At 62.6% G+C, this 21,819-nt stretch carries 19 protein-coding genes and 1 pseudogene; 7 read left to right on the forward strand and 13 right to left on the reverse strand.

The genetic code is table 11. The annotated features are described in order from the left end of the window. Positions 1 to 825, reverse strand: a complete 825-nt coding sequence (locus tag FHT69_RS25430) for an NmrA family NAD(P)-binding protein (protein WP_183906129.1) — start codon at positions 823 to 825, stop codon at positions 1 to 3. A gap of 100 nt (positions 826 to 925) precedes the next feature. Here FHT69_RS25430 and FHT69_RS25435 point away from each other — a divergent pair, with 100 nt between their 5' ends. From FHT69_RS25435 to FHT69_RS25445, 3 genes are all read left to right on the forward strand, one after another. After that, positions 926 to 1,579, forward strand: a complete 654-nt coding sequence (locus tag FHT69_RS25435) for a TetR/AcrR family transcriptional regulator (RefSeq protein WP_097594949.1) — start codon at positions 926 to 928, stop codon at positions 1,577 to 1,579. A 75-nt stretch (positions 1,580 to 1,654) separates the two neighbouring features. Beyond that, positions 1,655 to 2,344, forward strand: a complete 690-nt coding sequence (locus FHT69_RS25440; RefSeq protein WP_047617096.1) for an orotate phosphoribosyltransferase — start codon at positions 1,655 to 1,657, stop codon at positions 2,342 to 2,344. A 62-nt stretch (positions 2,345 to 2,406) separates the two neighbouring features. Beyond that, positions 2,407 to 3,333 carry a carbohydrate kinase family protein gene (locus FHT69_RS25445; RefSeq protein WP_127431005.1) on the forward strand — a complete coding sequence of 309 codons (927 nt, stop codon included), beginning with the start codon at positions 2,407 to 2,409 and terminating at the stop codon, positions 3,331 to 3,333. Between the two features lie 56 nt (positions 3,334 to 3,389). Here the strand turns inward: FHT69_RS25445 and otsA are convergent, their stop codons facing one another. The 3 genes from otsA to FHT69_RS25460 all read right to left on the reverse strand — a co-directional run bounded on the left by otsA (position 3,390) and on the right by FHT69_RS25460 (position 8,821). Beyond that, positions 3,390 to 4,790, reverse strand: coding sequence for an alpha,alpha-trehalose-phosphate synthase (UDP-forming) (gene otsA, locus FHT69_RS25450; RefSeq protein ID WP_097543243.1), 1,401 nt, complete (start codon positions 4,788 to 4,790; stop codon positions 3,390 to 3,392). Between the two features lie 517 nt (positions 4,791 to 5,307). Beyond that, a complete protein-coding gene (gene pgi, locus FHT69_RS25455) occupies positions 5,308 to 6,933 on the reverse strand; it encodes a glucose-6-phosphate isomerase (protein ID WP_127431002.1) in 1,626 nt (541 codons plus the stop codon). A 187-nt stretch (positions 6,934 to 7,120) separates the two neighbouring features. Continuing rightward, on the reverse strand, positions 7,121 to 8,821 hold the full coding sequence (locus tag FHT69_RS25460) for a long-chain fatty acid--CoA ligase (RefSeq protein WP_047617089.1): 1,701 nt from the start codon (positions 8,819 to 8,821) through the stop codon (positions 7,121 to 7,123). 256 nt (positions 8,822 to 9,077) lie between these two features. Here FHT69_RS25460 and FHT69_RS25465 point away from each other — a divergent pair, with 256 nt between their 5' ends. Beyond that, positions 9,078 to 9,470, forward strand: coding sequence for a PRC-barrel domain-containing protein (locus FHT69_RS25465; protein WP_183906130.1), 393 nt, complete (start codon positions 9,078 to 9,080; stop codon positions 9,468 to 9,470). 221 nt (positions 9,471 to 9,691) lie between these two features. Here FHT69_RS25465 and FHT69_RS25470 read toward each other — a convergent pair whose 3' ends face one another. The 6 genes from FHT69_RS25470 to FHT69_RS25495 all read right to left on the reverse strand — a co-directional run bounded on the left by FHT69_RS25470 (position 9,692) and on the right by FHT69_RS25495 (position 16,547). Next, positions 9,692 to 12,148, reverse strand: a complete 2,457-nt coding sequence (locus FHT69_RS25470; RefSeq protein ID WP_183906131.1) for a glycoside hydrolase family 2 protein — start codon at positions 12,146 to 12,148, stop codon at positions 9,692 to 9,694. A gap of 75 nt (positions 12,149 to 12,223) precedes the next feature. Further along, the gene (locus tag FHT69_RS25475) at positions 12,224 to 12,619 is read right to left on the reverse strand and encodes a VOC family protein (protein ID WP_047617276.1); all 396 of its coding nucleotides are present in this window, start codon (positions 12,617 to 12,619) and stop codon (positions 12,224 to 12,226) included. 79 nt (positions 12,620 to 12,698) lie between these two features. Next, a complete protein-coding gene (locus FHT69_RS25480) occupies positions 12,699 to 13,448 on the reverse strand; it encodes an ABC transporter permease (protein ID WP_028756622.1) in 750 nt (249 codons plus the stop codon). Further along, positions 13,445 to 14,389, reverse strand: coding sequence for an ABC transporter ATP-binding protein (locus FHT69_RS25485; RefSeq protein WP_183906132.1), 945 nt, complete (start codon positions 14,387 to 14,389; stop codon positions 13,445 to 13,447). Before FHT69_RS25485 ends, FHT69_RS25480 begins: the two co-directional genes overlap by 4 nt. Next, positions 14,386 to 15,552: an ABC transporter permease gene (locus tag FHT69_RS25490; RefSeq protein WP_183906133.1), complete on the reverse strand. Its 1,167-nt coding sequence runs from the start codon at positions 15,550 to 15,552 to the stop codon at positions 14,386 to 14,388. Before FHT69_RS25490 ends, FHT69_RS25485 begins: the two co-directional genes overlap by 4 nt. An 86-nt stretch (positions 15,553 to 15,638) precedes the next feature. Then, positions 15,639 to 16,547 (reverse strand): ABC transporter substrate-binding protein, encoded by a 909-nt coding sequence (locus FHT69_RS25495; RefSeq protein WP_028756619.1) that lies wholly within the window; start codon positions 16,545 to 16,547, stop codon positions 15,639 to 15,641. 420 nt (positions 16,548 to 16,967) lie between these two features. On the opposite strand from FHT69_RS25495, the gene FHT69_RS25500 reads away from it, so the two are divergent. Then, positions 16,968 to 18,212, forward strand: coding sequence for a LysR family transcriptional regulator (locus FHT69_RS25500; protein ID WP_183906134.1), 1,245 nt, complete (start codon positions 16,968 to 16,970; stop codon positions 18,210 to 18,212). Beyond that, on the forward strand, positions 18,209 to 18,934 hold the full coding sequence (locus FHT69_RS25505) for a copper homeostasis protein CutC (protein WP_063474755.1): 726 nt from the start codon (positions 18,209 to 18,211) through the stop codon (positions 18,932 to 18,934). Before FHT69_RS25500 ends, FHT69_RS25505 begins: the two co-directional genes overlap by 4 nt. 71 nt (positions 18,935 to 19,005) lie before the next feature. Here the strand turns inward: FHT69_RS25505 and FHT69_RS25510 are convergent, their stop codons facing one another. Continuing rightward, positions 19,006 to 19,383 carry a hypothetical protein gene (locus tag FHT69_RS25510; RefSeq protein WP_183906163.1) on the reverse strand — a complete coding sequence of 126 codons (378 nt, stop codon included), beginning with the start codon at positions 19,381 to 19,383 and terminating at the stop codon, positions 19,006 to 19,008. Between the two features lie 126 nt (positions 19,384 to 19,509). Between FHT69_RS25510 and FHT69_RS34705 the strand changes: the two are divergent. After that, positions 19,510 to 19,593 (forward strand): annotated as a pseudogene (locus FHT69_RS34705) (copper homeostasis protein CutC); the annotation flags it as partial. 159 nt (positions 19,594 to 19,752) lie between these two features. Here the strand turns inward: FHT69_RS34705 and FHT69_RS25515 are convergent. Continuing rightward, a complete protein-coding gene (locus FHT69_RS25515; RefSeq protein ID WP_047617080.1) occupies positions 19,753 to 20,772 on the reverse strand; it encodes a zinc-binding alcohol dehydrogenase family protein in 1,020 nt (339 codons plus the stop codon). A 63-nt stretch (positions 20,773 to 20,835) separates the two neighbouring features. Next, entirely contained in the window at positions 20,836 to 21,810 is a 975-nt protein-coding gene (locus tag FHT69_RS25520; RefSeq protein ID WP_028757718.1) for an ABC transporter permease, read from the reverse strand. Positions 21,811 to 21,819: the final 9 nt, after the last annotated feature.

Raw genomic sequence — 21,819 nt, forward strand, 5'->3', positions numbered from 1 at the left:
TCAGGCGCTCCATATTCCGCTTGTCGCCGCTCGGCGGGCATATTGGCTGAAATCGGTGGCAGGGCGGCCGAGGATCTCGGTGACACCGCCCATCACCTTGGAATTGCGCCCGTCGAGCACCTGGCCGAACAGTTCCTCCAGAAGATCGATCAGGCCTTGGGGCAGGCCGGCTGCAGCAAGCCCGCCGGTGAAATCCGCCATCGACACCTGCTTATATTCGATCGGCTGCCCAGTGGCCGCGGCGATCTCGGCGACCGCCTGTCGGAAGGTCAGTGCCCGCGGGCCGGTCAGTTCGTAAACCTTGTTGCGATGGCGGGGATCGGTCAAGGCGGCGACGGCGGCATCGGCGATGTCGTCGGCATCGATGAACGGTTCGCTGATCTCGCCTGCCGGCAATTGCAGCCGGCTGCCGATGATCTGCTCGACAAAGGCGCCCTCACTGAAGTTCTGGCAGAACCAGGAGGCGCGCAGGATGGTGGTGTCAATGCCGGACGCCTTCAGCGCTGCCTCGCTGCGTTGCGCGCCCTCTTCGCCGCGGCCGGAAAGCAGCACGATATGCGTAAGGCCACAGTCGACCGCGACCTTGGCGAGTGCGCCGATCGCCTCTGCCGCCCAGGCGACGGAAAGATCCGGCTGGAAGGCGACATAGGCGCTCGATGCGCCCTCAAGCGCCTCGCGCCAGGTCGACCTGTCCTCCCAGTCGAAGGGACGGGCGCTGGAGCGTGACGCCGCGCGAACGTTCAGCCCGCGCGCTTCCAGGCGCTTGATGATGCGGCCGCCGGTCTTTCCCGATCCACCGACGAGGACGATTTCGGAATTCTGCATGTCGAAGCTCCTTCCTTGATCAAAACAAGAGAAACTCTCTCATTTGCAAAATGAGATAAACTCTCTTATTTTCTTTGTCAACTTGGAAAAGGAGCAGACGATGTCGGAGCAGCCGGTCGCAACGCGCAGGCGCCAGCAGGAGCATAGCGGCCAGCTGCGCCGGATCCCCAGCCAGCAGCGCGGCCGTGAGCGCTTCGAAAAGATCCTCGCCGTCGCCTCCGAGCTGATCGAAAGCCATGGCAGCGACGGCTTGAAAATGAGCGAGATCGTCGAAAAGGCCGGCCTTTCCTTCGGCGCCCTCTACCAATATTTCCCCGATAAGAGCTCGATCATCCGGACATTGGCCGAGCGTTTCAACGAAGAGGGCAGGCGATGCGTCGAGGCGGAGCTGGCGAAGGTCACCGATGCTGCGGGGCTGCAAGGCGCGCTCGCCACGATCGTTGACGAATATTACGGCTTCTTCCGCCGCGAGCCCGTCATGCGCGACATCTGGCATGCGACCCATACCGACAAGCTGCTGCAGCAGGTCGATGCCAAGGACATGGAATTTCATGCCCAGGCATTTCTCGCCGTGCTCGTCCGCCTATGGCCGGATCGCGACCGCAAGGAACTGCTGGCGATCGCCCGGCTGACGATGCAACTGCTTGCCGCCGGCGTGCGATATGCGGTTTCGCTCGATGCGGAGGAGGGCGCCCAGGCGATCGCCCTGTTCAAGAAGATGCAGATCGCCGATATCGGTCGTCTGCTGCGGTAATTGGCTCGCCTTTCGTCTGGAAACGTCGGGCTCTTGCTGCTATTCCCCCAAGGACCCAAGCCGAAGGAGAGCCGCATGATCCAGACCACATTTCCCGACCGCGCCGTGATGGCCGAACTGGTGGCCAAGATGCTCTGGGAAATCAAGGCGGTGCATTTCAATGCCGCCCAGCCTTACAAACTCGCCTCCGGCATGGCGAGCCCGGTCTATATCGATTGCCGCAAGCTGCTTTCCTTCCCGCGCATCCGCTCGACGGTGATGGATTTCGCTGCCAGCACCCTGCTGCGCGATGCCGGCTTCGAGCAGTTCGATTGTATCGCCGGCGGCGAGACCGCCGGCATCCCCTTTGCCGCGCTGCTGGCTGACCGCCTCGGCCTGCCGATGATCTATGTCCGCAAGCAGCCGAAGGGCCATGGCCGCAATGCCCAGATCGAAGGCAACATGCCGGAAGGCTCGCGCGTTCTCGTCATCGAAGACCTGACGACAGCCGGCGGCAGCATGTTCAAGTTCATCGACGCGGTTCGTGCCGCCGGCGGCATAGTCGATCATGGCATTGCGCTGTTCTTCTACGGTATCTTCGGCGAACAGCGCTTTACCGACGGCAAGGTCCGGCTGCATCACATCGCCACCTGGCGCAATGTTCTGGCCGTCGCCAAGGCGCAGAAGCTCTTTGACGACAAGACGCTGACGGAGGTCGAGGCCTTCCTTGATGCGCCGCTGGCCTGGTCGGGCAGGAATGGTGGGGTTAGTGAGCTTTCGCTCTAGCCAGTTGACAAAAGCTCACTTAATCGATTGATGGACATATCAGTGCTGTTGGGAGGAATACGATGATTTTGTGCTGCGGCGAAGCCTTGATCGACATGCTGCCGAGGGACACGACGCTCGGCGAAAAGGGCTTTGCGCCCTATGCCGGCGGCGCGATTTTCAACACCGCGATCGCGCTCGGCCGCCTCGGCATCCCCACCGCCTTCTTCACCGGCATTGCCGATGACATGATGGGCGAAATCCTGCTCGCGACGTTGAAGGCGAGCAATGTCGATTACAGCCCGTGCGCCATCACGCCGCGTCCCTCGACCATCGCCTTCGTCAAGCTGGTCAATGGCCAGGCGACCTATGCCTTTTACGACGAGGGCACGGCCGGCCGGATGATCACCACGGCCGACCTGCCTGTTCTGGGCGATGATTGCGAAGCCTTGCATTTCGGCGCCATCAGCTTGATCCCCAGCCCCTGCGGCGAAACCTACGAGGCGCTTCTCGACCGCGAAGCCGCAAGCCGCGTCATCTCGCTCGATCCGAATATCCGTCCCGGTTTCATCAAGGACAAGCCGTCGCATATGGCCCGCATCAAGCGCATGGCCGCCAAATCAGACATCGTCAAATTCTCCGACGAGGACCTCGAATGGTTCGGCTTGGAAGGCGACCACGATACGCTCGCCGCCCACTGGCTTGCCCACGGCGCCAAGCTCGTCGTCATCACCAAGGGTGCGGAAGGTGCTTCCGGCTATACCAAGGAGCGTAAAGTCACGGTCCCGAGCCAACGCGTCACCGTCGTCGACACGGTCGGCGCCGGCGACACCTTCGATGCCGGAATCCTGGCTTCCTTGAAGATGGATGGTCTGCTGACCAAGCCTCAGGTCGCCTCGCTCGACGAAAAGGCACTCCACAACGCCCTGGCCCTCGGCGCCAAAGCCGCCGCCGTCACGGTCTCCCGCGCCGGCGCCAATCCGCCCTGGGCGCATGAGATCGGGCTTTAACCCTCGCGCCGGGGACGGTGCGAGGCTTTTTGCGATGACGGCTGGACGCTGATCGATCAGGCGATTGTCCGGGGAAGTTCGGGAGCGGTCACCAGGTCCCGCAAGAAGTTTTCGCACCAAAGCGAGACATCGTGAGAGAGCAGATGCTCCATCATCATGCTCCAGCGTTCGCGGCGCTCCCCAAGCGACATGGCAAGGCCCCTGGCAATCGCATTGGCAGTGCCTTCGACATCGTAGGGATTGACCAGCAGCGCACCCTTCAGCTCCCGAGCCGCGCCGGCGAAGCGCGATAACACCAGAACGCCCGGGCGATCCGGATTCTGGGCGGCGACATATTCCTTGGCGACGAGATTCATGCCGTCGCGCAACGGCGTGACCAGCCCGATCGTCGCCAGGCGGTAGAGGCCGGCGAGCACGGTGCGGTTGATCGAACGGTTGACATAGCGGATAGGCACCCAGTCGACCGTCCCGATGGCGCCGTTGACGCGGCCGGCCTGCTCGGCGACCATCTTCTGCATATGCTCGTATTCGGGAACTTCCGATCGCGACTTCGGCGTGATCTGCAGATAGGTGACCTTGTTCTGATAGGCGGGATTGCCGGTGAGGAAGCGTTCGAACGCTTCCAGCCGCTGAATGATGCCCTTGGAATAATCGAGCCGATCGACCCCGATGATCATGTCGCGGCCCTCGATGCTGCGCCGGGTCTTTTGCACCATGACATTGTTTGCGGCGCTCTCGGCGAAGTCGGCGAAGCCCGCGGTTTCGATACCGATCGGATAGGCGCCCGCCTTGAATATCCGCCCATGTGAATCGAACGATCCATTTCCGAGGTCGTCGCCAATGCCTTCCCTTCTGAGATACCCGGCGAAGTTCTGGAGGTCGTAGTCCGTCTGGAAGCCGACGAGATCGTAATGCGAGAGCCCGCGCATGATTTCTTCATGGACCGGCATCGTGACGAGAATGTCGGCCGGCGGCCAGGGAATGTGCAGGAAGAAGCCGATCCGGTTCTTCAGCCCCATTTGGCGCAGTTCGGCGGCCAGCGGAATGAGGTGGTAGTCATGAACCCAGATGATGTCGTCCGGCTCGATCATCGGCGCCAGCCGGTGCGCGAAAAACCGGTTGACGCGGAAATAACCGGCCATTTCCTTTCGGCCATATTCGGCGAGGTCGAGGCGGTAGTGACAGATGGGCCAGAGAACACGGTTTGCAAATCCGCGATAATATTCCTCGACGTCGGTGTCGGTGAGATCGGTCAGCGCATAGGTAATGTTACCCTTCTGCAGTTGCGACAGCGGGCCAGGCTCCCTGTCTCCGCTCGACTCTCCCGACCATCCCATCCAGATGCCGCCGCGCGCCTGCAGGGCTGCCTGCAGCGCGACCGCCAGGCCGCCGGCCGCGGCGCTCCCATCCTTGGCCGGCATGGGAACACGATTGGAAACGACGATAAGACGGCTCATGAATTTCCTTTGGTGAAGAAGGATCGTGAAAACGCTCTATGGTGAGCGTCTCGGGCAATCTCCTGAACTGGGCGCGAAAGAGCCGATCCGGACGCGAGTGGCCCGGCGCATACGCCAGCGGAAACAATGAAACGGGGCATCGCCCCCGGCTTGTAGGCCATGTCGTCGGAAGTACCCTGCGCACATATTTTGCTTGAATCTAGGGCGATGGCGGCAGATTGAAAGAATTCTTTCTAAAATTTTCTATTAGAAGAAAGTTCAATCCGGCTTTGCGCCACAGGCCCCATCGACAGGGATGCTTCAGGCAGGCCGCCATCAGTTCACCATTTGCGGGCCGCAATGACCATGCTGGCGCCAATCCGCTCTGGGTGCATGAGATTGGTATGTAAGGTTAAAGCCCGCTTCGCCCCTCATCCGGCTGCGGCCACCTCCCCATCCCCATTGACGCTGCGTTTGGCACGTCCCCTCGCCCCGTCAGAACGGGGAGAGGGTCAGGGTGAGGGGCAATCTCGCCCGCTTACTTCGCCAGCTTCGCCAGCGCCGCAACCAGGCCCTGCGTCGAGGAATCATGGCCTGCTGCACTTTCCTTGCCTTCGACGACCGGCAGCAGGCCGGTTGCCAGTTCCTTGCCGAGCTCGACGCCCCACTGGTCGAAGGAGTTGATGCGGAAAAGCACGCCCTCGACGAAGACGCGGTGTTCGTAAAGCGCGATCAGGCGGCCGAGGGCGTAGGGGGTCAGCTTGTCGTAGACAAAGGTGATCGATGGGCGGTTGCCGTTAAAGACGCGGTGCGGCGCGATGAAGTCGGCCTTCTTGTCGTCCATACCCTTGTCGGTCAGCTGCTTCTTGGCCTCCGCGAAGGTGCGGCCCTTCATCAGGGCTTCCGACTGGGCGAGAACGTTGGAGATGAGCAGCTGGTGCTGGTGACGCAGCTCCGGCTCGAAGGCATTGGCGGCGATCATGAATTCGGCCGGGATGATGCTCGTGCCCTGGTGGATGAGCTGGTAGAAGGCGTGCTGGCCGTTGGTGCCGGGTTCGCCCCAGACGACCGGGCCGGAATTGCCCTCGACCGGCGTGCCGTCGATGGTGACGCCCTTGCCGTTCGATTCCATGTCGAGCTGCTGCAGATAGGCCGGGAAGCGCGACAGGCGCTGGTCGTAGGGCAGGATGGCGCGGGTGGGGTAGCCCAGCACATTGCGGTGGTAGAAGCCGATCAGGCCGAGCAGCATCGGCAGGTTTTCGGTAATCGGCGCCTTACGGAAGTGATTGTCGACGGCATGAGCGCCATCGAGGAATTTGCCGAAATTCTCCGGCCCGACGGCGATCATCAGCGGCAGGCCGATCGCCGACCAGATGGAGTAGCGGCCGCCGACCCAGTCCCAGAAGCCGAAGACGCGGGCGCTGTCGATGCCGAAGGCAGCGACCTTGTCGAGCGCCGTCGAGACGGCGGCGAAATGGTGCTGCACGGCCGCTTCGCCGAGCGCCTTGGCGATGAAATTGCGCGCCGTCTGCGCATTGGTCATCGTCTCGACGGTGGTGAAGGTCTTCGAAGCGACGATGAACAGCGTCGTTTCCGGCTGCACCAGCTTCAGGATATCGGCGATATGGGCGCCGTCGATGTTGGAGACGAAATGCGCGCGCGGGCCGTCATGAAAGGGGGCAAGCGCCAGCGTCGCCATCACAGGGCCGAGATCCGAGCCGCCGATACCGATATTGACGACGTCGGTGATCGCCTTGCCGGTGGCGCCCTTCAGCGCGCCGGAGCGAATCTCGTCGGCGAACTTGCCCATGGCGGCAAGCACGGCATTGACGTCGGGCATGACGTCCTTGCCGTCGACCAGAACCGGCGTGTTGGAGCGGTTGCGCAGCGCGGTGTGCAGAACGGCGCGGTCCTCGGTGAAATTGATCGCCTTGCCCGAGAACATTTCCTCGCGCTTCTTCTCGACGCCGCCGTCTTCGGCAAGCTTCACCAGCAGCTTGAGGATATCGTCATTCACCGCCGTCTTGGAAAAATCCATCAGCAGGTCGTCAAGCGAAACGGAAAAACGCGAAAAGCGCTGCTGATCGGCGGCGAAGGCGGCACGGATATCGGTCGCCTTGGTGGCATCAGCGGTGCTTTTCAGCTGTTCGACGATGGCGTTCATGGGAGGCTCCTTTGGAGGCGGAAAGGGTTGCGGAAACTATTCGCTTTATCACCCGCAAATCAAGTTCAGCCACCTGCCGAAATAGAAAAAAGCCACCCGCGGCGAGCGGATGGCCCTCAATTTCATTAGAGCGCCGCGCGTCCGAAAGACGTGCAAAGGACGTTGTAACACTTTGAATTCGTCAAATTCAGCCGCGCAGGTCCTTGCGCAGGATCTTGCCAACCGGCGACTTCGGCAGTTCGGTGCGGAACTCGATGAAGCGTGGCCGTTTGTAGTTGGTAAGATTGGCGATGCAATGGGCTTTCACCTCTGCCTCGGTCAGGTTCGGATCCTTCCTGACGACGAAGAGTTTGACCGCCTCGCCCGAATGTCCGTCCGGCACGCCGATGGCCGCGGCCTCGAGAATGCCGGCATGCATGGCGGCGACCTCCTCGATCTCGTTCGGATAGACATTGAAGCCGGAGACCAGGATCATGTCCTTCTTGCGGTCGACGATCTTGGTATAGCCGCGTTCGTCCATGAAACCCATGTCGCCCGAGCGGAAATAGCCGTCATCGGTCATCACCCGCGCCGTCTCCTCCGGCTTCTGCCAGTAGCCGGCCATCACCTGCGGCCCGCGGATGCAGATCTCGCCGACCTGGCCAAGCGGTAACGAATTGCCTTCCTCGTCGCGGATGTCGAGGTCGGTGGAGGGCAGCGGCAGGCCGATCGTACCGGTGAACTCGGCCGAATCGAAACGGTTGGCGGTGGCGACAGGCGAGGTTTCGGAAAGGCCGTAGCCCTCCGTCACCGGCGTGCCCGTCATCTTGAGCCAGCGGTCGGCGACCGGCCGCTGGACGGCCATGCCGCCGCCGAGCGACATGATCAGCGGGGAGAAGTCGAGCTTGGCGAAATCGGCATTGTTCATCAGCGCATTGAACAGCGTGTTGAGGCCGGGGAAGATATGCACGTCGGATTTGCCGAATTCCTTGACGAGACCGGGAATGTCGCGCGGATTGGCGATCAGGATATTGTGGGCGCCGAGCGACATGCCCATCAGCGAATTCACCGTCAGCGCAAAGATATGGTAGAGCGGCAGGGCGCAGAGGAAATTCAGCACCTCCGGCTGCTTCTTGCGCTCGAAGGCCGAGCGGAGCCAGAGTGACAGCTGCTGCTTGTTGGCGAGCAGGTTCGCATGCGTCAGCACCGCGCCCTTGGCAACGCCCGTCGTGCCGCCGGTATATTGCAGGAAGGCGATATCGCCGCCGGCAAGCGTCACCGGCGCAAGCTTCTTTCCCGCCCCTTCGCGCAGCACCTGGCCGAAGCTCTTGTGCTGCGGGATCGACCAGGAGGGAACGAGCTTCTTCACCTTGCGCACGACGAAATTGACGATCAGCCCCTTGGGTCCCAGCATTTCGCCGAGCGAGGTGACGACGACATGGCGCAGATCCGTCTTGTTGAGCACCTGCTCCACCGTGCGGGCGAAATTCTCCAGCACGAAGATCGCCTTGGCGCCGGAATCCCGCAGCTGATGTTCGAGTTCGCGCGGCGTATAGAGCGGGTTGACGTTCACCACGACGAGGCCGGCGCGCAGGATGGCGTAGGTGGCGATCGGGTTCTGCAGCACGTTCGGCATCATCACGGCGACGCGATCGCCCTTCTCGAGGCCGATGCTCTGCAGCCAGGCGGCGAGTTTGCGCGTCTTGCTCTCCAGTTCACGATAGCGCATCGCCTTGCCCATGCTGGAAAACACCGTCCGGTCGGCGTAACGGGCGCAGGATTTTTCCAGCATTTCGGCAAGCGAGGCATATTCCAGAGGTGGGAGTTCGGCCGGAACGACATCGGGATAGCTGGCAAGCCAGGGCTTGTCGGGTTTGGCTCCGTTCGGATGGACGGAAATGCTGTTCATCGTATCCTCTCTCCCTTGCGGCCGCCGCTGAGCCAGCAATCGTCTGGCCCATATTGACCGGAAAGATCCTCCGTCTTCCAGTCCGGCAGCTTATGCCATTGCCTGAACGGTTCAAGCCGAATGAAGCTATACTAACCTTGACGTAAACGTCAACATTCGGCCATCGCCGGATCGTAGGAAGGCTGGGGAACTTTGAGTCGGCCATGACGTTGATCCTGCAGACTCACTATGAGGAAACACCAAAAGGAGGTGCACAATGTTGAACCAGGATACTGACGCCACCCGCCGCGACCCGAACGTCGAGGGCACGCATGCGATGATCGCCAGCGACCGTGTCGAAGGCACCCGTGTTTATGGTTCGGATGGCAGGCATATCGGCTCGATCGAACGCCTGATTATCGGAAAACTCGACGGCCGCGTCGCCTATGCCGTGCTGAGTTTCGGCGGCTTCCTGGGCATCGGCCACGATCACTATCCGCTTCCCTGGGAAAAGCTGAACTACGACACCCAGCTGGACGGCTATCGCATCGACCTGACCAAGGAGCAGATCGAAGACGCCCCGAGCTATTCGGACGATGACGACACCTGGTACAACGATAATGGCCGCCGGGTCTATGATTACTACGGCGTGCCGCCCTACTGGATGTAACGTCGTCCGATAGGCCGAGCTGGAAGGGCCCCGCGGCATGCGGGGCCTTTTTGGTGTTTGGTGACAAATGTCATGGCTCGGCAGCCCCTCATCCGGCTGCCGCTACCTTCTCCCCGTAAACGGGGCGATGGGGATGTACCGCGACCTCTCCGTTCCCACATCGCTCTCGCAGGGCTCGTCCCTCTACCCGTTTACGGGCAGAGGGTTAGGGTGAGGGGCAGCTAGCGCGAACCGACAACAAGATCATTGGCCGATCGCAGCACGGTGCCGATGACAATATCCTCCGCCCTGATCGCCTTCGCCGTCTTGACCGCAAAGACATGGCTCTCGCCCGGCAACAGCGTCACCAGCATCGAATCGACGACGGCATCCGGATCCAGCCGATCCGCCATCAGGCAGACATCCTTGAGGAAGTTTTGCGCCGTCACCTTGACCTGATACCCGCCCTCAATGCTGGTGACATCGACCGCCAGCCGCGGTGCCGGCAAGGCAAGCTCGATATCCTCGACGAAATAATGGAAGGCGCGCCTGTCCAGCATCTGCACGACGATGAGCTCGTCCTTCGGTAAGCCGGGAGTGACGATATCCTCGGGCAACGGAAATTCCTTGGCCTCGAAGCGGTCGCAGAGCAGCCGCCAGAATTCGAATTCGGCAAGCACGGTGCCATCGAGCCTCAGGCGTTTGCCGCTGATCTTCGCCCGCCAGAACAGGGTGCGTTCGTTGACCGCCACCGCGACAAGCCCGCCGCCGCGCGGCTGGATCGTCAGCAGGCGCGGATCATAGGCTGCCTTCAGCGCATACCAGAGCGGCTTGCGGCGGCCGGCCGAATCGAGCGCCGCCCATGAGGTCACCGGCCAGCAATCGTTGAACTGCCAGACCACCGCGCCCTTGCAGACATTCCGGTGCGAGCGCATGTGCTCGACGCCGAAGCGGATGGCGCGCGCCTGGTTGAGCTGGGTGGCGAAATGCCAGTCGTCCATTGTCTGCGGCTCCGGCAGATGGCCGGCAAGGCCGCGGATCAGCTTGTCATTACCCTCGGTCGCCTTCTGATGGTGGAAGACGCCGTTCGATTGCGGCGTCAGCGGCTGGTCGTGCACGCTCTCTTCGATCGTCGCCCTGGCCGCCGGCGCCTGCCAGCCGAATTCGGAGCAGAAACGCGGGATGTAATTGCGGTAGACCTCATAGCCGACATCGTTCCACACGTCCCAGATGTGTTTGCAGCCATGGCCGTCCGCATTGGGTTCGATCTCCATCGAGCCGGAATAGGGGCTGCCGGGATAATAGGGCCGATCGGGATCGAGTTCGCGGCAGAGTTTGGGCAGCAGGTCGAGATAATAGCCGAGCCCCCAGCTCTTGCCCGCCTTGATGATCGGCCGCCAGCCCCATTCGTCGAAGCCCCAGATATTCTCGTTATTGCCGTTCCAGAGGACCAGCGAGGCATGCGGCATCAGCCGCACGACATTGTCGCGCACCTCCGCCTCGATCTCGCTTCTGAGCGGCTCCTCCTCCGGATAGGCGGCGCAGGCAAAGAGGAAATCCTGCCAGACCAGCATGCCCATACGGTCGCAGGCCTGATAGAATTCGTCGGCCTCGAAAATGCCGCCGCCCCAGACGCGCAGCAGATGGATGTTGGCGGCCTTTGCCTCCTCGATCCGTGCGGCATAACGCTCGGCCGTCACTCGCGGGGGGAAACAATCGTCCGGAATCCAGTTCGCCCCGCAGATGAACAGCGGCACGTCGTTGATGACGAAGGTGAAGGCCGAGCCGTGTTCGTCGGCCGCGGTGTCGAGCCGCAGCGAGCGGAAGCCGAGTTCGCGTTCAAAGCTGTCGAGCAGATCGCCGCTGGCCTCGTCGACCAGCCTCAGCGTCATCGGATAGAGCGGTTGCGCGCCGAGATGATGCGGCCACCACAGCTGCGGCGAGGGCAGAGTAAGCTCGAAGGCGCTCTCGTCTTCGTCAGCATCGATCGCCACCGTCTGGGTCACGCCGCCGATTGCGGCGACGAGCTTGCACGGCGCCTTGTCGCCATGCCGCGCCAGCTTCGCATGGACCTTGACCAACCCATCGCCGCCGGCAAGCGTTGCCGATACGCGCGTTTCGGCAAGCCGCGCCCGATCCCAGCCTTCCAGCCGCACCGGCTTCCAGAGACCTGCCGTCACCAGCGTCGGTCCCCAGTCCCAGCCGAAATTGCAGGCCATCTTGCGCATCAGATTGCCGGGTCCCGGATAGTTGTTGGGGCGGTAGCCGTAATGCCTCTCCATCTGCGCGCCATAGGCGTAGGCCGAGCGGAAGGTGACCGTGAGTTCGTTGCTCCCGGCCTTCAGCAGCTCCGACGCATCGAAGCGATAGGTGCGGTGCATGTTGAAGGTGCGGCCGATCTCTTGGCCGTTGAGGGATATCACCGCGATCGTATCGAGCCCGTCGAAGACGAGTTCCCATACCCTGCCATCATCAGGCATTGCCTCGAAGCTGCAGCGATAGGTCCAGTCGGTTTTGCCGATCCAGTCATTGGTGATCTCGTTGACGTCGATATAGGGATCGGGGATCAGCCGGTTGGCGAGCAGGTCGAGATGCACGCAGCCCGGCACCGTTGCGGGTATCACGGCCGGCAGGCCGGATCTTCCTGTATCGTTACAGGTAAGCGTCCAGCCGGAATTGAGCGCGGTTTTCTCGATCATGGGCGGGCTCCTGATTCATGCCGCTCGAAGCTGTGGGATTAGGTGTGGAGTAGAACTATGTCGCCGAAAGAAGCGTCAGAGAAACCGGCCGTGGCGCTGCAGCACCTCAATCTTGTAGCCGTCGGGATCGCTGATGAAGAAGAACAGGCCGAAGAGCTTGCCGTCGCGGTTGAGCTCCACCAGTTCGCCGGGATGAAGCCCGAGCTTCGACAGCCGCTTGCGTTCGACCGCCACCTCTTCGACCGAGACGGCGAGATGACCATAGGCATTGCCGAGCTCATAGGGCGCGGTCCGGCCCTTGTTGACGGTCAGCTCCAGCTCGAAGCCGGTCTCGGCATTGCTCAGATAGATCAGCGTGAAGGTTTCGAAATCGACGCGGTCGGCGACCGAAAGGCCGAAGGCCTTGCCGTAGAAGTCGACCGAGCGCGCCTCGTCGAGAACGCGGATCATCGAGTGGATCATCTTCGCCAATTCTGCCTCCCATTCCACGACGGCGCCGCGCGTCTTTTCAGACGCGCAAAGGACGCTGTGGCACTTGGTACCCGTCCTTTTACGCCGGGCGCAAGCCGATTCTTCGGGTGATCGCCGCTTCGACCAGGCCCATGGCGTCATAGATCAGCACCGCCATCAGGCCGACGATCAGGCCGCCCTGCAGAATGAAGGCGGTATTGTCGGAAATCAGCCCGGCGATGATCACCTCGCCGAGACCCTTTGCCGCAACCGTCGAGCCGATCGTCGCCGTGCCGATATTGATGACGGTCGCAACCTTCAGCCCTTCGAGGATCAGCGGCAGGGCAAGCGGCAGCTCGACGCGAAACAGCCGCTGCGTGCCGTTCATACCCATGCCGTCGGCGGCATCGAGCACCTGCGGCGAAACCTGTTTCAAGCCGGCGACGGTGTTTTCGAAGATCGGCAGCAGGCCGTAGAGAAAGAGCGCGATCAGCGTCGGCATGGCGCCGAAGCCGGTGGCGGGAACGGCGAGCGCCAGCACCGCGACCGGCGGAAAGGTCTGCCCCGCATTGGCGATGGCGCGCGACAGCGGCAGGAAGTCAGCCCCGCTTTCCCGCGTCACGAAAATGCCGCCGACAACGGCAAGCACGGCGCTGCAGACAATCGAGCCGATCACCAGTTGCAGATGGCCGACGGCCAGCGAGGCAAGGCTGTTCTGCGTATAGACGGCGGGCGCATTGTTGTTGGTCAACGGCGTGAGCAGGAAGGAAAGCCACTCCGTCCTGAACAGCAGGATCAACAGCAGGGCGAGCGCCGCCAGGCGGAAGAGATTGGCGACGAGGAGTTTCATGCCTTGCGGCCCAGCTCGAGAAGCCGGCTCATCGAGATCGACCCGACAGCCGCCTTCTCGCCGTTTTCAACGGCCGCCTCGTCGACCCCCTGCCAGATCATTTCGGCCAGCGCATCGCGCAGGCTGAGCGACTGCGGCAGGGCATAGGCGAGACCGCTTTTCGCCGGCGCCATGCTTTCCTTCAGCGGCAGCAGCGACATCAGCTTCAGCGCCCGGTCGGAGGTGCCGGTCAATTGCTGCACGAAGGGGTCGGCCGGTTCGGTGAGGATCTTTTCCGGGGTCGAGCATTGCAGCAATCGGCCCTGGCTCATGACAGCGATCTGGTTGCCGAGATGGAAGGCCTCGTCCATGTCGTGGGTGACGAGAATGATCGTCGTGCCGAACTGCTTCTGGATCGCCAGCAGATCGTCCTGCGCCTTGCCGCGGATGACCGGGTCGAGCGCCCCGAAGGGTTCGTCCATCAACAGCAGTTCCGGCTCGGCCGCCAGCGCCCGGGCGACGCCCACACGCTGCTGCTGGCCGCCGGAAAGCTGGTGCGGGTATTTGTCGGCAAAGGTCGCCGGATCGAGGTTGAAAAGCCCGAGCAGTTCCTCGACCCGTTTGGCGATGCGGGCGGAATCCCAATCGAGAAGCTGCGGGACAGTGGCGATATTCTGCGCCACGGTGCGGTGCGGAAACAGGCCGTGGCCCTGGATGGCATAGCCGATCTTGCGGCGCAGCTCGGTCACCTCAACGTCCATGACATTCTGCCCGCCGACGAAGATCTGACCTTCGGTGATCGGCACCAACCGGTTGATCATCCGCATCAGCGTCGATTTGCCCGAGCCCGAGGTGCCAACGATGACGGTGATCTCACCCTTCTCGACCTTCATCGAGACATTGTCGACGACGGTGGCCGTGCCGTAGCGCTTGGTGACGTTCCTGATCTCGATCATGCTCATGCGGCGGATCCCCGGATGCTGTCGATGACCGCATCGAGGATGACGGCCGATGAGAAGGCGAAGAAGACGGTCGGCACGGCGCCGAGCAGGACGAGGTCCATGGCCGTCTGGCCGAGCCCCTGGAAGATGAAGATGCCGAAGCCGCCGCCGCCGATCAGCGCGGCGATCGTCACCATGCCGATCGCCTGCACCAGCACGATGCGGATGCCGGTGAGGATGACGGGGAAGGCGAGCGGCATGTCGATGCGGGTCAGGATCTGCAAGCGCGTCAGTCCCATGCCGGCGGCCGCGTCGCGCACCGCGGGGTCGACGCCCTGCAAGCCGACGACGGTGTTAGCGACGATCGGCAGCAGCGAATAGAGCACCAGTGCGATCAATGCCGGCGCCGTGCCGATGCCGCGGATGCCGATGGCAGCGGCCAGCGGCACATGGGTGGCGAGATAACCGAGTGGCAGCATCAGCAGGCCGAAGAGCGCCAGACTCGGGATCGTCTGGATGAGGCTCAGCCCCTGCAGCACGATGGCCCGCAGCTTCGGCACCCAGAAGCAGAGGATGCCGAGCGGCAGGCCGAGAATGATGGCGATGGCAAGCGAGCCGAAGGCCAGCAGCAGATGCGAAATCGCCTCGGTCTCGAATTGCGCAGCCCGTGTGGAAAATTCCTTCATGATCGAAAGGCTGTCGAGCAGGCCTGACGTGAGCGAGAGGAACAGCAGCGCCGTATAGGCCGCAAGGGCTGCGACCCGCATCCACGGCGCCAGCCGGATTTTGACAAGCGCATCTGATATCACGAGCCCGATCACGGCAAACAGCGCCCAGAAACCGCCGCCGGGCGTCATCCGCGCCACCGTGCTGCCGGGCGGCGTCGCCGCTGCCGAGACGAGGCCGATCGCAACGATCAGCGCCGCAAGGCAGAGCGTCGCGACCATAAGCCGGGCAAGGGCGTTGGTGAGCAGCAGCGCGGCGAAAGCGGTGAGAAGGAGAAGCGCGGTCAGGATGATGACGGAAGGCTGGGGAAGAAGCTGCGTGAGCAGCATCGGCTTGCCGGCGGCGATACGGTTGGCCTTCACATAGATGAAGGGCATCAGGGCCGTCGCCGCAATGCCGCCGGCCACCAGAACCACGCCGAGCCGGTCCAGCCTGCGGACCGCTGAGGTTTCTTCCATCAATTCAACCCTGTCTGCCAACCTGTCCGCTCAATCCTATCAGCAAAGGGAGGCTCCGCCCGAACGTCGGGCGGAGCGAGCGATGACTATTTCAGGAAGCCTTTTTCCTTGAGATAGGCTTCGGCGACGGACTTTGCCGGCTCGCCGTCGACCTGGATCTTGGCGTTGAGCTTGCGCAATTCGTCGGCGGTCAGGCTCTTGAAGATCGGCGAGAGCACTTCCTCGATCTTCGGATTGGCCTTCAGCACCTCTTCGCGGATGATCGGCGTCGGCGCATAGACCTGCTGCACGTTCTTGTCGTCTTCGAGAACGGTTAGTTCGGCCGCTTCGATCGCGCCGTCGGTGCCGTAGACCATCGCGGTATTGACGCCGTTCGTCTGGTCGGCGGCCGCCTTGATCGTCGCCGCCGTATCACCGCCGGAGAGAACGACGGTCTGGTCGGGCTTCAGCTGGAAGCCGTAGGTCGTCTGGAAGGCGGGAAGCGCACCGGCCGAATTGACGAATTCGGCGGAGGCGGCAAGTTTGGCGGCACCGCCGCCGGCAACCCATTTGCCGAAGTCCGTCAGGCTCTTCAGCTTGTTCGGTTGGGCGACATCATTGCGCACGGCGAGCGCCCAGGTATTGTTGGCAGGCGACGGCGTCAGCCAGACGATCTTGTTGGCGTCGTAATCGAGCTTCTTCGCCAGCTCATAGCCCTGGTCGATGTTCTTCCAGGCGGCGTCATCCGCCTTGTTGAAGAAGAAGCCGGCATTGCCGGTATATTCCGGATAGATGTCGATTTCGCCGGCGGTGATCGCCTTGCGCACGACCGGTGTCGCGCCGAGCGCGATGCGGTCCTGCGTCTTGATGCCGTTGGCTTCGAGCGCGAGCGCGATGACGTTGCCGAGCAGCGTGCCTTCGGTGTCGATCTTCGACGAGACGACGACGTCGGCGGCCTGGGCCGCACCCACCGCGAAGGCGGAGAGCGAGACGGCAAGTGCGAGTTTCTTCAGCATGGAATATCCCCTGTGTTAACACCGTTGAATGAGGCTCAAGCCCTTGGCGGAAGGCTTGTGCGCAGAAAATCCGCCGGCGAGGGCGACGAGGCCGCCATCATGCCGGAATTGCGTGCGTCATGGAAATAGCGTGCCCACCCGAAAAATCGATGCAAGCCCCCTCCAGTATTTGCGGTCGCGGCACGATTATGGCGGCGAATGCACCTCCACGCGCGGAAACGCATTCCCTTTTCCAAGGCCGGCGCGATTTGTTTTTGTCCCCTTGCGTGTTTCCACGATGCTCCGGTGCTCTTTCACGGTTTCCCGGCGCCCGGATTTTTTATGACGGAAACGATAGCCCGCCTATTCTGAGGCAGGGATATCTTTTTTCATGAACACATCATATCGTCCGGTTTTTCCAGCGCTTTCCGGAGGTGGCCATTGCATCTTGGTGCCCTGTTCATTGCAAGCCATGTGCTGACATCCGGCTCGGTGCGCGAGACCGCGCGCCGCTTCCAGCTGTCACCCTCCACTGTCTCCACCGCAATCCATAATCTCGAGACCGAACTGGCGATAAAACTGACCGAGCGCGCCTCCGGCGAGCTGGTGACGCTGATTGCGAGCGGCAGGGTGCTGGAAGGGCTGGAGCCGATCATGGCTGCGATTGCCGAGCTCGGCCAACTGACCGTCCATGACGGCGCCGCCGAGGCCTACGAGACCTGGGCATCCCGCATCCCCGTCAAGATCGTCACCATGGAGCGTTTTTTGGAAGTGGCCGACCAGGGCAGCATCAACCGGGCCGCCCGCCGGCTTCGCTTGGGTCAGCCGCAGCTTTCACTGCAGCTTGCCAATCTTGAGAAATTTCTGGGTGCTCGGCTGTTCGAGCGGCAGGCGCAGGGCTCGGTGCTGACGGAAGAGGGCAGGCGCGCCTATCAGATTTTCATGGCGATCAGCCAGGCATGGAACGACCTGAAATCGTCGGCCGACGAGCGTTACCGACGCACCGCCCGATCGCTGCGCATCGGCTCGATCATCCCGACCGGCTCGGAAAGCTGGGTGGCGCGCTGCCTGGGCGTGCTGGTCTCCGAATGGAATGCCCGCCGCAACAACAATGCGATCTCGCTGGTGTCGATGACCGCCGACGATCTGCGCGAGGCGCTGAAGAACGGTCGCATCGACGTGGCGATCCTGGACTCGGTCTTCGGCCTCGAAAGTTTCCGGCATCGCGAATTGCTGCAGACCGACATGGTGGTGATCGCGCCACCTGACAGCACCGAGATGAGCGTCGCCGATCTCGTCGCCGGCCATGCGATCTGCATGCCGAGCCCACGCACCGGTCTCGGCCATGCGGCCATGGCCTTCAGCTACGAGCGCGCGCCCAACCGGCGCCTGCGCGGCCAGGATATTACCGCGGCGGATTCGCTGCCCGTGATCGTCGACCTCGTCGCCAATCACGGCTATGTCTCCTTCCTCGGCCGGGTCAGCGCCCTGCCGATCGCCGACAAGGTGCGCATCGTCGATCTCGACGTGCACCTGCCGATGTCCTATCACGTCGCTTTCAACCATCGCAAAGCCGCCGCCGATGCCTGCACCGTCATCATCGAGGCGGCGGCGAGAATTACGTCGGAAACCGTCGCGCAAACCAAAAGGCAGGCGGACGCCGGAGCCAGGGAGACTGCAGCGTGACCATCTTGCTCGAAGTGTGCGTCGACAGCGCCGAAGGCCTTGCCAGCGCGATCGAAGGCGGCGCCGGCCGCATCGAACTCTGCTCGGCGTTGGAACTCGGCGGGCTGACGCCGCTACCGAGCCTGATGCGGATCGCCGCCCGCGCGCCCATTCCGGTCTATGCGATGATCCGCCCGCATGCCGGTCCCTTCATCTTCGACAAGGCGGACGAAGAAGCGATGATGATCGATATCGACGCGGTGCGCACAGCAGGCCTCGCCGGCGTCGTCATCGGCGCCAACCGGCCGGACGGGACGCTCGACATGCCGCTGATCCACCGCTTGAAGGCGCATGCGGCCGGCCTCGGCTCGACGCTGCATCGCGCTTTCGATCTGGTGCCGGATGCCGATCAGGCGCTGGAGCAGGCGGTCGAGCTCGGTTGCGAGCGGATATTGACCTCCGGCTGCGCGCTGAAGGCGGCCGACGGCCTCGAGGCGCTGAAGCGCATTTCGGCCAAGGCTGCCGGCCGCATCTCGATCATGCCCGGCAGCGGCATCCGCCCGACAAATGTCGGGGAGATCCTGCAGGCGACCGGCGCTCGCGAGGTCCACGGCTCCTGCAGTTCACCGGTCGAAAGCGCCGATCCGCGCGCGGTGGCCTTCGGGTTTGAGGCGAAAAGCACGAACAAGACGGATGTCGCGGTTGTGAGGGAGATGCGCAGGGCGATCGAGGCGGTGGGTTAGAAGTTGTAGCCCGCGCCAGCATCGAGACAGCCCCTCATCCCATCGGCGTGAGGGACAGCAAAGACGGCCCATCACTCGCGATCGTGCACGACGCCCATGATATCGCCCCTGCGGGAGACGCTCACCAGGAGATCGTCCCCGTCTCGCCATGCTCGGATCAGATATCGTTCACCCACGTCCTTCACATCTCTGACGCGGTAACCACGTCTCTCAAGGAGGCGAACCGCATCGTCCGGCCCGAAATTGTCCCGACCCGAGCGCCATCCGCTTCGCTGGTCGTGGTGGCGATTCCATCGCTGCAGAAAATCCGTTTCCGTCTGGTTATCGTCGGGATCGGAATAGAACTCCGATCCTTGGCCTTCCTGGATGACCACCTGCGCGCGGGCCGGCACCGCAAATGGCATTGTCAGCGCCGCAGCCATTGCCAAGGAAGCAATTCGCATTTTCATCGCTCGACCCTTTCCATCACTCAATCGACGAAGATCTGCCGGCTATCCGGCGGCCCCACTTATGGACACTTCCGTATTCGTCTGTGTGCTTTTTGATTGAGAAATGTTGCGCGACATCTTGCGCGCCGGTTGGAGGCGAAGAGTACCAACAAAACGGATGTCGCCGTTGTGAGGGAGATGCGCAGGGCGATCGAGGCGGCCGCGGGATAACGGAGCATGGGGACAGGGGCCCCCATTTTGTCGATTGCACCCCGTTTCGTCATCCTCCGCTCAAGGCCGAGGATGACGAGTGTGGGGGGAACCTAAGCAGCAAGGACCGCGAACATGACAAAATAAGCGCCTAACTCTGCAGGACTTTTCCGACGCTGCCTAACCCCCGATACTGATGACAGCCTTGATCAACCCATTCTTCTCATGCGCCCAGCGGGCGAGATCGCGCGGCGCGTCGGCAAGCGTCGTGCGGTGGGTGATGAGTTTCTCCACCGGCACCAGGCCTTTGGCGATCGAATCCGCGACATGCTCGAAATCGACGCGGGTGGCGTTGCGGCTGCCGATCACCATCATCTCGCGCTTGTGGAATTCGGGATCGGAGAAGCGGATATCGTCCTTGACGACGCTGACCAGCACCAGCGCGCCGCCATGAGCGACGAAGGAGAAGGCCTTTTCCATCGAAGGGCCGTAACCCGTTGCATCGAAGACCACGTCGAAACCGTCGCCGTTGGTTTTGGCGCGAACGCTCTCCGCTGTCGCCTCGTTGGCAACGATGCCGGAGGTGAAGCCGAAGCGCTCCGAGGCCATCTGCAGCCGCTCGGTGCTGGTGTCGAGCAGCGTCACCTCATGGCCTGCGATGCGCGAGAAGATCGCCGCCCCGAGCCCGATCGGCCCGGCGCCGATGACGAGCGCCCGCGCACCGGGGCCGGTCATCGAACGGCGCACCGCATGGGCGCCAATCGCCAGGAACTCGGTCGTTGCCGCCGCCTCGAGGCTCAGGCCCTTGGCGGGATAGAGATTGCCCGATGGAACCGAAATCTCCTCGCAGAAGGCGCCGTCGGTATGGACGCCGAGCACCTTGATGTTGGTGCAGCAATTCGGCTTGCCCTGACGGCAGGCGACACATTGCCCGCAGGAGAGATAGGGATTGACGATGACGGGCGTGCCGACCGCGATCGCCACACCGTCGCCCGCTTCCAGCACCGTCGCCGAGATCTCATGCCCCATCACCCGGGGATATTCGAGGAAGGGATGTTTGCCCTCGAAAATATGGTAGTCGGTGCCGCAGATGCCGACATGGCTGACGGCAAGCCGCACCCAGCCGGCGGCGGGAGCCGCTGGCGAAGGACGCTCGACGATATCGAGCACGCCGGGCTCCCGGCAAAGAACTGCTTTCATGACGGGTCTCGCATTCCTTGAATGGAAGAAGCCGGCTCGTTCAAGCCGGCTGTCTCATGTCGCTCAATTGCTCCGGCGGCGGCGCAGCTGGTCGAAGAACACGATCACGATGATCAGCAGACCGGTGATGATGCGCTGCCAGAAGGAGTTGACGTTCAGAAGGTTCGCGCCGTTGTTGATGGTGGCGAGAATGAAGGCGCCGATCAGCGGGCCGTGCACCGAGCCGACCGCGCCGAACAGGCTGGTGCCGCCGATGACGGACGAGGCAATCGCCTGCAGTTCCCAGCCGTCGGCCTGCGTTGCATTGCCGATGGCGATGCGCGAGGCGAGCAGCACGCCGACGAAGGCGGCGAAGGAGGCCGAGAGGATATAGGCAAGATAGATCATGCCCTTGACGTTGACGCCGGAAAGGCGCGCCGCCTCGGCGTTCGAACCGACCGCGAAGAGATAGCGGCCCCAACGGCTCAGATGCAGGAAGATGAAGGAGGGGACCGCCACTAGGATGACCATCCAGAACAGGCTCGGAATGCTGAGCAGATCGGCGCGGGCGAAATTGCTGAAGCCCTCATTGGTGATGTTGATCGTCGAACCGTTGGTGATCAGCAGGCCGATGCCGCGCAGCGATGTCAGGGTTGCCAGCGTGATGATGAACGGCGGCAGGCCCATATGGACGATGCCGAAGCCATGGAAGGCGCCGATCGCCACGCCGATGGCGAGCGTCAGCGCGATCGCCCCCCAGAGCGGCACGCCGGCCTGCAGCAGCCAGGCGATGATGACGGTGCAAAAGCCGACGATGGCGCCGACGGAAAGATCGATGCCGGCGGTGATGATGACGAAGGTCTGTCCGAGTGCGAGGATCGCCGTCATCGCGCCCTGACGCAGCAGGTTCGAAATGTTGAGCGGCGTCCAGAAGCTCGGGGTGACGACGCCGAGCACGATCCAGAGGAAGATCAGCAGGCCGATCAGCGTCAGGCCGAACAGGATGTTCATTTTCCGGCGCGGCGGCGGTGCGACGATCTCAGTAGGGGTGGCAGTCATGAATTTTCT

Origin of the sequence: Rhizobium sp. BK008, assembly GCF_014197345.1 — a bacterium.
GTDB lineage: Bacteria > Pseudomonadota > Alphaproteobacteria > Rhizobiales > Rhizobiaceae > Rhizobium > Rhizobium anhuiense.

Bases quoted from the DNA above. Each gene is read 5' to 3' on its own strand.
- FHT69_RS25430 (WP_183906129.1), bottom strand. From the start codon at position 825: ATGCAGAATTCCGAAATCGTCCTCGTCGGTGGATCGGGAAAGACCGGC.
- FHT69_RS25490 (WP_183906133.1), bottom strand. From the start codon at position 15,552: ATGGAAGAAACCTCAGCGGTCCGCAGGCTGGACCGGCTCGGCGTGGTT.
- FHT69_RS25445 (WP_127431005.1), top strand. From the start codon at position 2,407: ATGATTTTGTGCTGCGGCGAAGCCTTGATCGACATGCTGCCGAGGGAC.
- FHT69_RS25495 (WP_028756619.1), bottom strand. From the start codon at position 16,547: ATGCTGAAGAAACTCGCACTTGCCGTCTCGCTCTCCGCCTTCGCGGTG.
- FHT69_RS25515 (WP_047617080.1), bottom strand. From the start codon at position 20,772: ATGAAAGCAGTTCTTTGCCGGGAGCCCGGCGTGCTCGATATCGTCGAG.
- FHT69_RS25470 (WP_183906131.1), bottom strand. From the start codon at position 12,148: ATGATCGAGAAAACCGCGCTCAATTCCGGCTGGACGCTTACCTGTAAC.
- FHT69_RS25510 (WP_183906163.1), bottom strand. From the start codon at position 19,383: ATGAAAATGCGAATTGCTTCCTTGGCAATGGCTGCGGCGCTGACAATG.
- FHT69_RS25520 (WP_028757718.1), bottom strand. From the start codon at position 21,810: ATGACTGCCACCCCTACTGAGATCGTCGCACCGCCGCCGCGCCGGAAA.
- FHT69_RS25435 (WP_097594949.1), top strand. From the start codon at position 926: ATGTCGGAGCAGCCGGTCGCAACGCGCAGGCGCCAGCAGGAGCATAGC.
- FHT69_RS25485 (WP_183906132.1), bottom strand. From the start codon at position 14,389: ATGAGCATGATCGAGATCAGGAACGTCACCAAGCGCTACGGCACGGCC.
- FHT69_RS25440 (WP_047617096.1), top strand. From the start codon at position 1,655: ATGATCCAGACCACATTTCCCGACCGCGCCGTGATGGCCGAACTGGTG.
- FHT69_RS25460 (WP_047617089.1), bottom strand. From the start codon at position 8,821: ATGAACAGCATTTCCGTCCATCCGAACGGAGCCAAACCCGACAAGCCC.
- FHT69_RS25480 (WP_028756622.1), bottom strand. From the start codon at position 13,448: ATGAAACTCCTCGTCGCCAATCTCTTCCGCCTGGCGGCGCTCGCCCTG.
- otsA (WP_097543243.1), bottom strand. From the start codon at position 4,790: ATGAGCCGTCTTATCGTCGTTTCCAATCGTGTTCCCATGCCGGCCAAG.
- pgi (WP_127431002.1), bottom strand. From the start codon at position 6,933: ATGAACGCCATCGTCGAACAGCTGAAAAGCACCGCTGATGCCACCAAG.
- FHT69_RS25465 (WP_183906130.1), top strand. From the start codon at position 9,078: ATGTTGAACCAGGATACTGACGCCACCCGCCGCGACCCGAACGTCGAG.